Here is a 14009-nt window from a genome sequence, read left to right on the forward strand (position 1 = left end):
GCGACGGGGCCCGTGTTCAAGCCCCCGATCCGGAGCGGTGGCCACCGCTCCTTCGTCGCCGCCGCGTGCAGCCCATCGTTCCGTAGAACTGCGGGCAGCCGGTCGTAATGCCGGCGGACGGCTGGCCAAGGCCTCCCGGGGTTGGGGTTACGAGCCCCGCCCGCGGGCGCCGCATCAACCGACGGCCGGGGTTGCCCCCGTTCGCCGATCCGATGAGACGACAAGGCCGCATCTCCGGCCTCGTCCCTCACCGCTGCTCCGTCCTCGGCACGTCTCCGGTGACGCCCCTTGAAGAGCAGGACGGACACAGACTAGGCATATCGACCTAGTAGGTCAATAGTCCCTGGAAAAGAATTTGTGCTGTGGCGCCGCGCGACCATCCCGCCAAAGCGGCGATCCATGGTCCGCGGCGCGCTGCTCCGCAGCGCTCCGCACCGTGAGGTCGGAAAATGCTCTGCCGCGCTTCGGCACGCCGCGGTTGACCTCTCCCGGCAAAAATCCCATTTATCCAAGGTCCGCCGGGCCTTGAACCCGGGCGGGATTGGAGAAGCCCATGTTCATCCAGACCGAAGCGACGCCGAACCCGGCGACGCTCAAGTTCCTGCCCGGCCGCCCTGTTCTCGAGGCCGGCACTCTCGATATGCCGACGCGCGAAGCAGCGGCGCAGTCGCCGCTCGCCGAGAAGCTGTTCGACCTGCCGAATGTCGGCGGCGTGTTCTACGGCGCCGATTTCATTTCGGTGACCAAGACCGACGGCGACTGGCAGCAGATCAAGCCGGCCGTGCTCGGCGCCATCATGGAACACTACATGTCCGGCGCGCCGCTGCTGGCGGCCGAGGCGCAGGCGGCGGCGAGCGACGAGTTCTTCGACGCCGCCGACGAAGAGACGGTCACTCTGATCAAGGACCTGATCGAGACGCGCGTGCGGCCGGCGGTCGCCAGCGACGGCGGCGACATCACCTTCAAGGGCTACAAGGAAGGCATCGTCTACCTGCACATGCAGGGCGCCTGCTCGGGCTGCCCGTCCTCGACCGCCACGCTCAAGCACGGCATCCAGAACCTGCTGCGCCACTTCGTGCCCGAAGTGACGGAAGTGCGCCCGGTGTAGTTCACCGCCACTGCGATTCAGCGTCGTGCCCGGCCTCGTGCCGGGCATCGACGTCTTTGGACGCAAGAAAGGCGTGGATGGCCGGGACATAAGGGCGTTCACGCCCGTCTTTGACGGGCTGTGCCCGGCCATGACGGTGATAAGTTCTACTGAATGCGCATCCTTGCCATCGACACCGCGCTCGAAGCCTGCGCCGCCGCCGTGCTCGACACCGAGCAGGGCAAGGTGATCGCGCGCGAATCGAAGGCCATGACGCGCGGCCATGCGGAAGCGCTGATGCCGCTGATCGAGCGGGTCATGGTCCAGTCCGGCGGCGGCTTCGACAGTCTCGACCGCTTCGCCGTCACGGTCGGCCCCGGCAGCTTCACCGGGCTGCGCGTCGGCATCGCCGCGGCCCGCGGGCTGGCGCTGGCGACCGGCAAGCCGGCCGTCGGGCTCACCACCTTGTCCGCCTTCGCCGCGCCGCTGATCGCCGCCGACGACACGCATCCGGTCGTCGTCGCCATCGATGCGCGGCACGAGCACGTCTATCTGCAGGTGTTCGGCCCCGGCGGACGAACCCTGGTGCCGCCGCGCGTCGCCTCGTTGCGCGATGCGTTGCGCGCGGCAACGACCAGCCGCGGTCCGCGCATCGTCGGCACCGGCGCGACGCTGCTGGCCGCCGCATGGCCGCCCGGCGAGCGGCCGCCGCGTTCGGTCGAGCAGCGCGGCGCCCCCGACATCGACTGGGTGGCGCAGCTCGGCGCCGCCGTGCCGGAAGACACCGCGCTGCCGAAACCGCTCTACCTCAAGCCGCCGGATGCACAGCCGTCCGACTCCTCGCACCTCGCCCGCCGATGATCGCCCTCCTTCGCCGCCTGTTCGGCCGCGCCAGACCGGCGCTCCTCGACGCCGGCCCGCGCGACGCCGCCGCGATCGCGGCGCTGCACGGCGCCGCGTTCCATCGCGGCTGGAGCGAAGAGGAGGTCGATGCGCTGCTGGTCGAGCGCGCGGTGATGGCGCACCGCGCGATTTTATCCGGCAAGTTCGTCGGCTTCATCATGTCGCGCCGCGCCGCCGACGAAGCCGAGATCCTGTCGGTGGCAGTCGCGCATGCGTGCCGCGGCCGCGGCCTCGCACGCGAGCTCTTGCAGTTGCATCTCGGGCGGCTCGCCGGCACCGGCGTGCGCGCCGTGTTCCTCGAGGTCGACGAGACCAATAGGCCGGCGCTGCGGCTTTATCGTCGCGCCGGGTTTCGCGAGGTCGGCCGCCGCCCGAATTATTACGCGGCGCCGGGCGCGAAGCCCGCGGCGGCGCTGGTATTACGCCGCGATCTCGGCTGACCGGCGGGCTTGTGCTAGAAGGAGCCGGGGCAGCGTTCAAGACCCGGGAAGACTATCGTGACGGCACCCGACAAGGCTGACGAAAAGACCAATATCGAAGCGCTGTGCGCCGCCAAGGGCATGCGCATGACCGAGCAGCGGCGCACGATCGCCCGCGTGCTGGCGCAGGCCGACGATCACCCGGACGTCGAGGAGCTCTATCGCCGCTGCAGCGCCGTCGACGAGCATATCTCGATGTCGACGGTTTATCGCACAGTGCGGCTGTTCGAGGACGCCGGCATCATCGAGCGCCACGACTTCCGTGAGGGCCGCTCCCGCTACGAGACCTCGACCGAAGGCCACCACGACCATCTCATCAATTTGCGCACCGGCGAGGTGATCGAATTCCGCTCGGAGGAGATCGAGCGGCTGCAGGCCGAGGTCGCGCGCCGGCTCGGCTACAAATTGATGGACCACCGCCTCGAGCTCTACGCGGTGCCGCTCAATGACGAGAAGAAGAGCTGAACGCGCGGACAATGATTGCACGGGGATTCCTCATTCTCCGTTCGTCCCCGCGAAAGCGGGGACCCAGCGATAACTCACTGAGTCCCGTTATTAGACTCTGGGCCCCCGCTTTCGCGGGGGCGAACGGAGTCATACTCACGCCCGGAGCCGGATGATGCTTCGCGGTCTCTTCATCGGCGCGTTCTTCTTCACCGCGACGCCGGTGCTCATCTCCATCCAGTGGCTGCTCGGAAAGCTAAGCCTGCCGGGCTGGGGCTTCATCTCCTGCAATTACTATCGCGTGCTGGCGCGGCTCCTGCGGCTGCGCGTGCGTGTCGCCGGCCATCCGGTGCGCGACAGACCGGTGCTGTTCGTATCGAACCACGTGTCGTGGCTCGACATCGTCGCCATCGGCTCGATCCAGCCGGTCGCCTTCGTCGCCAAGAGCGAGGTGCGCAAATGGCCGCTGGTCGGCATCACCGCCGCGATGCAGCGCACCGTTTTCGTCGACCGCCAGCGGCGGCACCAGACCGGCGACGCCGTCGCGCAGATGGTCGAGCGGCTGGCCGGCGGCACGCCGGTCGTGCTGTTCGCCGAAGGCACATCGAGCGACGGCAACCGCGTGCTGCCGTTCCGCTCGGCGCTGCTCGGCGCCGTCGAGATGGCGGCGAAGCATGGCGGCGTCCCCGGCCTCATGATCCAGCCGATGGCGATCGCCTATACGGCGACGCAGGGCATTCCCATGGGCCGCCAGCGCCGCCCGCTCGCCGCCTGGTACGGCGACCTCGATTTCATGCCGCACATCCGCTCGCTGATCGCCAGGACGGCGCTCGACGCGGTGGTCTCGTTCGGCGAGCCGGCCGCCGCCGACTCCGGTCTCACCCGCAAGGAAATGACGCAAGCTCTGGAGCAGGCGACCCGCCGGATGATGGCGCAGACCCTCCGCGGCCGGCCGCTGGCGGCCGCGTTTACTTCACCTCTCCCATAGGGAGAGGTCGGCGCACGAAGTGCGCCGGGTGAGGGGTTACAAAGTTCGCGAGTCAGGAACCCCCTCACCCCACCCCTCTCCCCACAGGGGAGAGGGAGCCGGCGGTGTCTGCGGCAATGCTTCATCTCGGTCGGCCAGCGGCGCGCCGTTCCTTTCCGCCCGAAAAGGCGCTAAACCGCGCCTGCCATGAGCAATGCGCGCAAGGTCCACGTCAAATCCTTCGGCTGCCAGATGAACGTCTACGATTCCAATCGTATGGCGGACACTTTGGCGCCGGGCGGCTATGTCGAGACCGCGACGCCGGAGGATGCCGACCTCGTCATCCTCAACACCTGCCACATTCGCGAGAAGGCGGTCGACAAGGTCTATTCCGAGATCGGCCGCATCCGCGTCATGAAGGAAGAGGCGGCGGCCCAAGGCCGGCAGATGCTGATCGCCGTCGCCGGCTGCGTCGCGCAGGCCGAGGGCCAGGAGATCATGCGCCGCGCGCACGCGGTCGATCTTGTGGTCGGCTCGCAAAACTATCACAAGCTGCCGGACATGATCGCGCGGGCGCGCGACGGCGAGCGCGTCGTCGACACCGAGTTCCCGGTCGAGGACAAGTTCGACGTGCTGGCGCTGCCGCAGCGCGAGCAGATCGCCAAGCGCGGCCTGACCGCCTTCGTCACCGTGCAGGAAGGCTGCGACAAGTTCTGCACCTTCTGCGTCGTGCCCTATACGCGCGGCGCCGAAGTCTCGCGCCCAGTCGAGAAGATCGCCGCCGAGGTCGCGCGTCTGGCGGAAGCCGGTGTGCGCGAAGTCACGCTCATCGGGCAGAACGTCAACGCCTATCACGGCGTCGACGCGCACGGCGCGAGCGCCTCGCTCGGCGCGCTGCTGCGCCGGCTCGCAAGCGTCGAAGGCATCGCACGGCTGCGCTACACCACCAGCCATCCGCGCGACATGGACGACGCGCTCATCGCCGCGCATGCCGAACTGCCGGCGCTGATGCCCTATGTGCATCTGCCGGTGCAGTCCGGTTCCGACCGCATCCTCGACGCCATGAACCGCAGGCACACCGCGGCGCACTATCTCGACGTCGTCGCGAAGATGCGCGCGGCGCGCGGCGATCTCGCCTTCACCTCGGACTTCATCGTCGGTTTCCCCGGCGAAACCGAGGAGGACTTCCAGGACACGCTGCGGCTCGTGGAAACGGTCGGCTTCGCCGGCGCCTACACCTTCGCCTATTCGGTGCGGCCGGGTACGCCGGCGGCCGAGATGGACGGGCAGGTTCCCGAGGAGGTCAAAATCGACCGCCTGCACCGGCTGCAGGCCCTGATTGCCCGCCAGCAGCGGGCCTTCAACGCCTCGTTCGTCGGCAAGGCACTGGACGTCCTGCTGGAAAAGCCCGGCCGGCTCTCTGGGCAACTGGTCGGGAAATCCCCATATTTACAAACGGTGCAGGTGATGGCGCCGCCGGACCTGATCGGGTCGATCGTGTCGCTGGCCATCGTCGATATCGGCACCAATACGTTGTTCGGCGCGCTGGCGGACAAGCCGGCCGTGCCGAACCTTGCCGTAGCAGGAGCCTAGAGCCGCACCTTGCGTACACCGGACGCCGTCATCCCGCCCGCCGCCGCCTCCGAGGAGACGGCGATGGCCCAGGTCGTCCTCGCCTTCGACGACAATCGCCTCGCCTCGATCCTGTTCGGCCAGTACGGGCAGAACCTGGCGTTGGTCGAACGCCGGCTCGGCGTCGTCGCCGAGCAGCGCGGCAACCATGTCACCGTCGAGGGTTCGCGCGCGGGCTGCGAGCAGGCGCGCCGCGTGCTCGAGGGGCTCTACGAGCAGATCAAGCGCGACCACGATTTGACGCAGGGCGACGTCGAGGGCGCCATCCGCCAGGCGATCGCGCAGGGCTCGCTGTTCGACTTCGTGCCCGGCGAGGCCAAATCGGGCTTCGAGGAAATCAACGTGCGCAAGCGGCCGGTGCGCGCCCGCACCGCCGCGCAGGACTCCTATATCCGCGCGCTCAAGCGCCATTCGCTCGTGTTCGGCACCGGCCCCGCCGGCACCGGCAAGACCTGGCTCGCCGTGGCGCAGGCCGTGCAGATGTTCGAGCGCAAGGAAGTCGACCGCATCATCCTGTCGCGTCCCGCCGTGGAAGCCGGCGAACGCCTCGGCTTCCTGCCGGGCGACATGCGCGAGAAGGTCGATCCTTATCTGCGGCCGATCTACGACGCGCTCTACGATCTCATGGACGCGCGCATCGTCGAGCGCGCGCTCGACGACGGCGAAATTGAAATTGCGCCGCTCGCTTTCATGCGCGGCCGCACCTTGTCGAATGCCTGCGTCATCCTCGACGAGGCGCAGAACACGACGTCGATGCAGATGAAGATGTTCTTGACCCGCCTCGGCGAGAACAGCCGCATGATCGTCACCGGCGACCCGAGCCAGGTCGACCTGCCCGGCGGGCAGGTGTCGGGGCTGGCCGAAGCGGTGCGTCTCCTGACCGGCATCGATGGCATCGGCCACGTCGCGTTCGGTCATCAGGATGTCATCCGCCACGAGTTGGTGGCGCGCATCGTCGCCGCCTATGACGGCGTCGCTCAGACCGAGAGCAAGAAATGAGCGCGCGCCCGGCCCGGCGCAACGCAGCGCCGGACATCGACATTGAGATCCAGTCGCCGCTCTGGGAAACAGAGCGCGACGCGGAGCCGACGGTGCGCGCGGCAATCGCCGCCGCCGCGGCGCGCGCGGCGGGTGACGGCGACGTGAGCGTGTTGCTGGCCGACGATGCCGCGGTGCAGGCGCTCAATCGCGACTGGCGAAAAATCGACAAGCCGACCAACGTCCTGTCGTTTCCGGCGACGCCGGCCAAGGGGCCCGGTATTCCGGCCCTGCTCGGCGATATCGCCATTGCCTACGAGACGCTCGATCGCGAGGCCCGGGCCGAGGGCAAGCCCTTCCTCCATCATCTCGCCCATCTCGCGGTGCATGGCTATCTGCACCTGTTGGGCTACGATCATCAGACTGATTCCGAGGCCGAGGCCATGGAAGCCCTCGAACGCGAGATTCTCGCCGCCATGCGGATTCCGGACCCTTATGCGACCGACGCCGCGGATATCGCCTGACCGCCATGCCTGACAGCGACAGTTCCAGCTCCTCGACAGGCGCACCGTACGACGCGCGGCATCTGCCCGTGCCGGTCACCTCGCAGGGCGAGAATGGCGGTGGCTGGTTTGCCCGCGTGCTGCGCGCGGTGTTCGGGTGGGGTTCGAGCACCATCCGCTCCGACCTCAAGGACGTGCTCGATGCGATGACGCCCGGCGAATCCGGCTTCTCGCCGGAAGAAAGCCGGATGCTCAAGAACATCCTGGCGCTGCGCGAACGCCGCGTCGGCGATGTCATGGTGCCGCGCGCCGATATCATCGATGTGCAGCAGGAGATTTCACTCGGCGAGCTCATCCGCGTGTTCGAGCGCGCCGGCCATTCGCGCCTCGTCGTCTACAACGACACGCTCGACGATCCGGTCGGCATGGTCCATATCCGCGACCTGATCGCCTACATGACCGCGCGCGCCGAGGTCGATCCCGAGAAGAATGCCAAGCGCAAGAAGCCGCTGCCGGCGAATCTCGATCTGAAGACGATCGACCTGTCGACGCCTCTCGCGGCGACCAAGATCGTGCGTCAGATCCTGTTCGTGCCACCGTCGATGCGCGCCATCGATCTGCTCGCGCGCATGCAGGCCTCGCGCATCCATCTGGCGCTGGTGATCGACGAGTACGGCGGCACCGACGGCATCTGCTCGATCGAGGATATCGTCGAGCAGATCGTCGGCGAGATCAGCGACGAGCACGACGAGGAGGACACGCCCGCCGTCGTGCATCAGGCGGACGGCTCTTACGTTGCTGACGCTCGCGCCAATCTCGAGGACGTGGTCGGCGCCATCGGCCATGATTTCGAGCTCGGCGACGCTGCCGACGAGGTCGATACCTTGGGCGGCTATCTGGTGACGCGGGCGGGCCGCTTGCCCCTGCGCGGCGAACTCATCCCCGGCCCGGGCCTGTTCGAATTCGAGGTGCTCGATGCCGATCCGCGCCGCATCAAGCGCGTGCGCATCGTGCGGCTGAAGGAGCGGCGGGAACAGCCGCGTGAGCCGCGGCGGCGCGAGACCGAAGCCGCGGCAGCCCCCGGCACGGCGCTCGCAGACGAAAGCGCGCCGACCATGTCCAATCCGGCAGCCGGACCGCCGCGCTCGTGAGCATCCTCCAGACCGACCGGCCGCCGACCTTGACGATCCGCGCTGCCCACGCCGTGGTCCTCGCCTTCGGCTGGCGGCGGGCTTTCATCGGCTTCGCCGCCGGCGCCGCGTCCGCGCTCGCGGTCGCGCCGGTCAATGCATGGCCGGTGTTGTTTCTGACGCTCCCCGTGCTGGTCTGGCTCATCGACGGCTCGACCGCCGGGCGCCGCGGCGCGCTATGGAGCGCAGCCATTGCCGGCTGGTGTTTCGGCTTCGGCTATTTCCTGTTCGGCCTCTACTGGGTCGGTTACGCCTTCCTCGTCGACGCCAAGACATTCGGCTGGCTGCTGCCGGTGGCGGTCACCGGCTTGCCGGCCTATCTGGCGATTTACACGGCGCTCGGCGCCGCGCTGGCGCGGCTCCTGTGGGTGCGCGGGCCGCTGCGCATTCTCGCGCTCGCGGCCAGCATGACGATCGCCGAGTGGCTGCGCGGCCACCTGCTGTCGGGCTTTCCCTGGAACACGTTCGGCTATGCGCTGACCGAACCGTTGCCGCTGGCGCAAAGCGTTTCGGTTGTCGGCATCTGGGGGCTGACCTTCCTCGCGCTCGCCATCTGCGCCAGCCCCGCCACGCTCGCCGACGAAAAGTCCGACACACCGGCGCCGTGGCGGCCGCTGGTGATGGGGCTCGTCGTGCTCGCCGCATTCTTCGGTTACGGACTGGCGCGGCTGGCGACGCATCCGACCACCTACGTGCCCAAGGTGAAGCTGCGGCTGATGCAGCCGAACCTGCAGCAGGACGAGAAATTCAATTACACCGCCAAGAACGACGTGATGCAGCGCTACCTGCGGCTCTCGAGCCGCGCGACCGGCCCGGAGTCGAACGGTATCCATGACATCACGCACCTGATCTGGCCGGAGGCCGCCTTTCCGTTCTTCCTGACCCGCGAGCCCGACGCGCTCGCGCAGATCGCCGACCTCATCAAGCCGAACACCGAACTCATCACCGGCGCGGTGCGCGCGGCGAGCGAACCGGGCCAGCGCGTGAGGCGCGCCTACAACTCGATCTATGTGATCGACGGCAACGGCTCGATCCGCGGCGTCTACGACAAGGTCCACCTTGTGCCGTTTGGCGAATACCTGCCGTTCCAGTCATTGCTGGAGAAGCTCGGCCTGCAACAATTGACAAAAGTCGCGGGAGGATTCCTGTCGGGCGACCGCCGACGCGCGATGGACGTTGCCGGCGCGCCGAAAATGCTGCCGCTCATCTGCTACGAGGCGATATTTCCCGGTGCAGCGGTGCCGCCCGGTCAGCGTCCCGGCTGGCTCGTCAATGTCACCAATGACGGTTGGTTCGGCATCAGCTCAGGTCCCTATCAGCATCTTCAGCAAGCGCGCGTGCTCGCCATCGCCGAGGGCTTGCCGCTTGTCCGCGATGCGAACACCGGAATTTCCGCGGTGATCGACCCGGTCGGCCGTATTATCAATTCGCTGCCGCTGGGCGTGGAAGGCGTGCTCGACTCGCCGCTGCCGCGGGCCATCGCGCCGACGCTTTATGCACAGTTTGGTAATTACGTCTTGATTCTATTTCTGGTTGCGAGCCTGATAATTCTCGCCAAACGGCGACTGCGCGGCTAAATTGTGGCCGTTCGCATACAACCGTGGAACATGACGCGGCTATAAAAAAAGCTGTTCGTTCCACCGTTCCCGTGGTCGGAAAAATGCCACTTAAAGCATTGAAATCCATGGACTATTGATGTTCGTCCCGGTTTTTGTTTAATCGGTTGAAGCAATTCCCAGATTGCAACATTGGCGTTACTTATGTCATTACGCGGAACAATGGATGCATAGGAGAAATTTATGGCTAAGAAGGCCCCCAATCCGATCGACAAGCATGTCGGTTCGCGCGTTCGTATGCGCCGGATGATGTTGAGCATGAGCCAGGAAAAGCTGGGCGATGCTCTTGGGCTGACGTTCCAGCAGGTACAGAAATACGAGAAAGGCACGAACCGCATCGGCGCCAGCCGGCTGCAGCAGATCTCCCACATCCTGCAGGTCCCGGTCTCCTTCTTCTTCGAGGGCGCCCCGAGCACGCCGGGCGCGACCGGCCTCGCCGGCATGGGCGAAGCACCGTCGCCGGCCTACGTCGCCGACTTCCTCGCCACCTCCGACGGGCTGTCGCTGACGAAGTCGTTCATGCGCATCAAGAACAGCAAGCTGCGTCGCCGCATCGTCGACCTCGTCGAGCAGATCGCGGGCGAGGAGTAGCCGGGGGATCATCCCACCGTAGGGCAGATATGCCCACGCTGCCCGCATCTTGACCTCACGCACGGTCGCTGCAAGAAACACCCTGATCATGTGATGCCGCGGCTGATGACCGCGTCAGGGAGGAGCTTCAGCAGTGGCGCATACGAATTATCTTTTCACCAGCGAGTCGGTTTCGGAAGGTCATCCGGACAAAGTCAGCGATCAGATTTCCGACGCGATCCTCGACGCGTTCCTCGAGCGCGACGTCAAGCTCGGCATCGCCGACGACAGCCAGATCAACACGCGACTTGGCTGCGAGACGCTCTGCACGACCAACAAGATCGTCGTCGCCGGTGAAGGTCGCGGTCAGCTGTTTCGCGACATCAATGGCGTATCGGTCGTCGATCGCGAACTCATCTCGCAGATCGCCCGCGATGTCGTGAAGGACATCGGCTACGACCAGAACGGCTTCTCCTATCACGGCGCCGACGTCGAAGTGCTGCTGCACGGCCAGTCGCCGGACATCGCCATGGGCGTCAACGCCAAGAAGAAAAAAGGCGGCGAGGAAGAAGGCGCCGGCGACCAGGGCATGATGTTCGGCTACGCCTGCAACGAGAGCGAGGTCTACGAGAAGAACTCGTTCATGCCGGCGCCGATCTACTTCGCGCACAAGATCCTCAAGGTGCTGTCGGAGAAGCGCCGTAACGGCCAGCTGTTCGATCTGCAGCCCGACTCCAAGAGCCAGGTCACCGTCAAATACGTCGACGGCAAGCCGGTCGGCTGCACCAAAGTGGTTGTCTCGACGCAGCACAATGCGCAGAGCCGCAACGGCAAGAAGTACACGCCCGGCCTGATCAAGGACATGATCTCGACGGCGGTGGAATCGGCGCTGCCGAAAGGCTGGATGCCGGAGAAGGCATCCGACTTCCTGGTCAACCCGACCGGCAACTTCGTCATCGGCGGTCCGGACGGCGATTGCGGCCTCACCGGCCGCAAGATCATCGTCGACACCTACGGCGGTTATGCGCCGCACGGCGGCGGCGCATTCTCCGGTAAGGATCCGACCAAGGTCGACCGCTCGGCCGCTTATGCCGCGCGCTATCTCGCCAAGAACGTCGTCGCCTCCGGCGTCGCCGACAAGTGCACGATCCAGGTGGCCTACGCGATCGGCGTCGCCGATCCGATGTCGGTGCTGGTCGACACGCACGGCACGAGCAAGGTCGACGAGAAGAAGCTGGAGAAGGTCCTGCCGCAGCTCTTCCGCCTGACGCCGACCAACATCCGGCGCACGCTCAAGCTCAACCGGCCGATCTACCGGCGCACGGCGGCCTACGGCCACTTCGGCCGGCAGCCGGAGAAGGACGGCGGCTTCTCCTGGGAGAAGACCGACCTCGCTCCGCAGATCCGCAGCGCGCTGAAATAAGCCTTCCGAACCGCTTCGAGGTTCGACGAATGGCCGGCCTTGTAACCGCAAGTCGGGTATACCCGACTTGCGGTATTTTTTTATTTGCGCAACTCGGGCAGGCCCGAGTTGCGGCTGCCATTCGCGTTTTGTAGTCCAGCGCATGGACGAGAGCCCGTCATCGCAGCGCGCCTTCTTCGGCCGGCGCAAGGGGCATGCGCTCAAGCCGCGCCAGGCGGCGCTGTTCGACACGCTGCTGCCGACGATCGGCATCGCTCTGGCGACGCCGGCGCCGTCCGATCTGCGCGCGCTGTTCCCGCGCGCCGTCGATGAGGTGCGGCTCGAGATCGGCTTCGGCGGCGCCGAGCATCTGATCGCGCAGGCGCAAGCCAATGCGAACGTCGGCTACATCGGCACCGACGCGTTCCTCAATGGTGTCGCCAAGGCGCTCGTGGCAATCGACGAGCGCAAGCTCGACACCATCCGTCTGTTCCACGGTGACGCCAGCGAGCTCCTCGACTGGCTGCCGCCGGCCGCGCTCACGCGCATCGACCTGCTTTATCCCGATCCGTGGCCGAAGCGGCGGCACTGGAAGCGCCGCTTCGTGCAGGACGACAGCCTGAAACGGCTGGCGCGCATTCTCAAACCAGGCGGCGAATTCCGCTTCGCCACCGATATTGCGAGCTACGCCGAGCATGCGCTCATGCGCATCCTGCGCTCGTCCGATTTCGAATGGACCGCGGAACGGGCCGACGACTGGCGCAAGCCGTGGCCCGGCTTCGTGCGCACGCGCTACGAGGCGAAGGCGATCCGCGAGGGCCGCACACCGGCGTATTTTATTTTTCGGAAAGTATGAGCCCGCGTCCCGGGCGCAGCGCGGCGTGCAGCAACGCTGCAATGGTGCGCTGCAGAACCGGGACCGTTACAGATTCGGAATTCGTGAAGGCCCCGGATCAGCGTCGCACCACTTCGCTGCGCTTCGTGCTGCGCCGCATCCGCGGCACGAGACCCTATTCACCCGTACCCTGGCGCACCTGCCAGAAACGCACGACCCGCTGCGCGGTGGCCGGTGTCAGCCGCTCGAAATTCTCCAGCGCCGCATCGAGCACCTCGCGCGACGGCTTGGGGCCCGGACGCGAAAGGATGACGGCGCGCACCGTCGGCCAGCCGAAGCCGGCCGCGCGCGCGAGAATGAGCACGGGATCGGCGCGCTCGCCGTTCATCAGCCGGTCGACGACCTCGACCGGCACCGCGCACAAGGTCGCGAGCGCCGCGATGGTTTCCTCGTATCTGCCCGCCTCGGCAAAAGCGACGATCTCCGCCTCGCTCAGCCTGCCGTCCTTATGCATCTGCCGCACGGCGGCAAGCGCAGCGGTGTAATTGCGCGGCGCCGCGCGGGCGCCGACCTCATCGGTGACGCGCGCGAGGATCTTGCGGATTTCCGCCTGCGTCTCGGGCTTCGCCTGCGCCAGCAGGCGCTTCTGCACCACGTCGCTCGCCTGCATCAGCAACTGGCGGAACAAACGCGGCGGGATATCGGTGCGCTGCCCCACGCGCTCGGCCAGGACGCCGTCCTGTTCCGCACGCTTGACCAATGTGCTGAAGGCGTTCTCCGACAGCCTGGCGGCGGCGTTGGTGGCGATGGAGCGGGACACGTCGCGGTCGCCGCGGGCGACGATGACGTCGGCCAGGGCCTCGCTGACGGCGCCGCGCGCCGACAGGGCAAGCAGGTGCGCCTGCCCCTTGGTCTGGGCGATGCGGATGAGTTCCGGGTCGGCAATCCGGGCCTGCTTCAGCACCGGTTCGGCCACCGCAATGTCGTCGCTCTCGGCCAGCTTGGTGACGACGCGGATCGGTGCGTTGGGAACCGGGGCGAGCTTGTGCGCGAGTTCCGCCAGCGCCCTCGCCTCGATTTCCTCGATCAGGTAGCCGATGACGTCGTCGAAGACGGCGACATGGTCGTCATTGAAGGCCGGCGCGCCGTCGAGGAACAGGCTGGTGATACGCCGCAGGGTCTCCGCCCGCTTCTCGGCCGAGCCATGCTGGACCACGTCTTCCAACTCGGGAAGCAGGGAGGCAGGGGTACCCATACGAAAACTCGCGCGGCACAAGAAACCAGGCCGCGGCCGCGGCCTTAGCCGAATTTAAACGGCGATTCTGAAGGAAAAGTTAGCCTTGAGCCGCCGCGACTCCGGCCTTGCGCCGGGGCGAAAAACCGCTATATTTCCGCCTGTAAGC

Annotated in this window: 14 protein-coding genes; 13 read left to right on the forward strand and 1 reads right to left on the reverse strand. The window is 66.7% G+C overall.

Going from position 1 to position 14009, the window contains the following annotated elements; translation table 11 throughout:
* Positions 1-553: 553 nt before the first annotated feature.
* The 13 genes from VGV41_RS04635 (at position 554) to trmB (ending at position 12627) form a co-directional block, all read left to right on the forward strand.
* Positions 554-1108, forward strand: a complete 555-nt coding sequence (locus VGV41_RS04635; protein ID WP_326862494.1) for a NifU family protein — start codon at positions 554-556, stop codon at positions 1106-1108.
* A 153-nt stretch (positions 1109-1261) separates the two neighbouring features.
* Entirely contained in the window at positions 1262-1948 is a 687-nt protein-coding gene (gene tsaB / locus VGV41_RS04640) for a tRNA (adenosine(37)-N6)-threonylcarbamoyltransferase complex dimerization subunit type 1 TsaB (RefSeq protein WP_326862495.1), read from the forward strand.
* The gene (gene rimI / locus VGV41_RS04645) at positions 1945-2430 is read left to right on the forward strand and encodes a ribosomal protein S18-alanine N-acetyltransferase (protein WP_326862496.1); all 486 of its coding nucleotides are present in this window, start codon (positions 1945-1947) and stop codon (positions 2428-2430) included. Before tsaB ends, rimI begins: the two co-directional genes overlap by 4 nt.
* A gap of 120 nt (positions 2431-2550) precedes the next feature.
* Positions 2551-2934, forward strand: coding sequence for a Fur family transcriptional regulator (locus VGV41_RS04650; protein ID WP_326862745.1), 384 nt, complete (start codon positions 2551-2553; stop codon positions 2932-2934).
* 154 nt (positions 2935-3088) lie between these two features.
* Positions 3089-3901: a lysophospholipid acyltransferase family protein gene (locus VGV41_RS04655; protein ID WP_326862497.1), complete on the forward strand. Its 813-nt coding sequence runs from the start codon at positions 3089-3091 to the stop codon at positions 3899-3901.
* A gap of 186 nt (positions 3902-4087) precedes the next feature.
* Positions 4088-5473 (forward strand): tRNA (N6-isopentenyl adenosine(37)-C2)-methylthiotransferase MiaB, encoded by a 1386-nt coding sequence (gene miaB / locus VGV41_RS04660; protein WP_326862498.1) that lies wholly within the window; start codon positions 4088-4090, stop codon positions 5471-5473.
* A gap of 63 nt (positions 5474-5536) precedes the next feature.
* The gene (locus VGV41_RS04665) at positions 5537-6511 is read left to right on the forward strand and encodes a PhoH family protein (protein WP_326862746.1); all 975 of its coding nucleotides are present in this window, start codon (positions 5537-5539) and stop codon (positions 6509-6511) included.
* Positions 6508-7014, forward strand: a complete 507-nt coding sequence (gene ybeY / locus VGV41_RS04670) for an rRNA maturation RNase YbeY (protein WP_326862499.1) — start codon at positions 6508-6510, stop codon at positions 7012-7014. The genes VGV41_RS04665 and ybeY overlap by 4 nt, the downstream gene beginning before the upstream one ends.
* Positions 7015-7019: 5 nt before the next feature.
* The gene (locus tag VGV41_RS04675) at positions 7020-8144 is read left to right on the forward strand and encodes a hemolysin family protein (RefSeq protein WP_326862500.1); all 1125 of its coding nucleotides are present in this window, start codon (positions 7020-7022) and stop codon (positions 8142-8144) included.
* A complete protein-coding gene (gene lnt, locus VGV41_RS04680) occupies positions 8141-9760 on the forward strand; it encodes an apolipoprotein N-acyltransferase (protein WP_326862501.1) in 1620 nt (539 codons plus the stop codon). The genes VGV41_RS04675 and lnt overlap by 4 nt, the downstream gene beginning before the upstream one ends.
* A gap of 222 nt (positions 9761-9982) precedes the next feature.
* Positions 9983-10390 (forward strand): helix-turn-helix transcriptional regulator, encoded by a 408-nt coding sequence (locus VGV41_RS04685; RefSeq protein WP_326862502.1) that lies wholly within the window; start codon positions 9983-9985, stop codon positions 10388-10390.
* A 133-nt stretch (positions 10391-10523) separates the two neighbouring features.
* Positions 10524-11792 (forward strand): methionine adenosyltransferase, encoded by a 1269-nt coding sequence (metK, locus tag VGV41_RS04690; protein ID WP_326862503.1) that lies wholly within the window; start codon positions 10524-10526, stop codon positions 11790-11792.
* Positions 11793-11934: 142 nt separating this feature from the next.
* Positions 11935-12627 (forward strand): tRNA (guanosine(46)-N7)-methyltransferase TrmB, encoded by a 693-nt coding sequence (gene trmB, locus VGV41_RS04695; protein ID WP_326862504.1) that lies wholly within the window; start codon positions 11935-11937, stop codon positions 12625-12627.
* 154 nt (positions 12628-12781) lie between these two features.
* Here the strand turns inward: trmB and VGV41_RS04700 are convergent, their stop codons facing one another.
* Positions 12782-13861 carry a DUF2336 domain-containing protein gene (locus VGV41_RS04700; protein ID WP_326862505.1) on the reverse strand — a complete coding sequence of 360 codons (1080 nt, stop codon included), beginning with the start codon at positions 13859-13861 and terminating at the stop codon, positions 12782-12784.
* Positions 13862-14009: the final 148 nt, after the last annotated feature.

The organism is Pseudolabrys sp. (assembly GCF_035943735.1).
In the GTDB taxonomy this organism is placed as follows: domain Bacteria; phylum Pseudomonadota; class Alphaproteobacteria; order Rhizobiales; family Xanthobacteraceae; genus Pseudolabrys.

Coding starts and splice junctions, on each gene's coding strand:
- VGV41_RS04685 (WP_326862502.1), top strand. CDS start 9,983: ATGGCTAAGAAGGCCCCCAATCCGATCGACAAGCATGTCGGTTCGCGC.
- VGV41_RS04635 (WP_326862494.1), top strand. CDS start 554: ATGTTCATCCAGACCGAAGCGACGCCGAACCCGGCGACGCTCAAGTTC.
- VGV41_RS04665 (WP_326862746.1), top strand. CDS start 5,537: ATGGCCCAGGTCGTCCTCGCCTTCGACGACAATCGCCTCGCCTCGATC.
- rimI (WP_326862496.1), top strand. CDS start 1,945: ATGATCGCCCTCCTTCGCCGCCTGTTCGGCCGCGCCAGACCGGCGCTC.
- VGV41_RS04675 (WP_326862500.1), top strand. CDS start 7,020: ATGCCTGACAGCGACAGTTCCAGCTCCTCGACAGGCGCACCGTACGAC.
- VGV41_RS04650 (WP_326862745.1), top strand. CDS start 2,551: ATGCGCATGACCGAGCAGCGGCGCACGATCGCCCGCGTGCTGGCGCAG.
- ybeY (WP_326862499.1), top strand. CDS start 6,508: ATGAGCGCGCGCCCGGCCCGGCGCAACGCAGCGCCGGACATCGACATT.
- VGV41_RS04655 (WP_326862497.1), top strand. CDS start 3,089: ATGCTTCGCGGTCTCTTCATCGGCGCGTTCTTCTTCACCGCGACGCCG.
- trmB (WP_326862504.1), top strand. CDS start 11,935: ATGGACGAGAGCCCGTCATCGCAGCGCGCCTTCTTCGGCCGGCGCAAG.
- miaB (WP_326862498.1), top strand. CDS start 4,088: ATGAGCAATGCGCGCAAGGTCCACGTCAAATCCTTCGGCTGCCAGATG.
- tsaB (WP_326862495.1), top strand. CDS start 1,262: ATGCGCATCCTTGCCATCGACACCGCGCTCGAAGCCTGCGCCGCCGCC.
- VGV41_RS04700 (WP_326862505.1), bottom strand. CDS start 13,861: ATGGGTACCCCTGCCTCCCTGCTTCCCGAGTTGGAAGACGTGGTCCAG.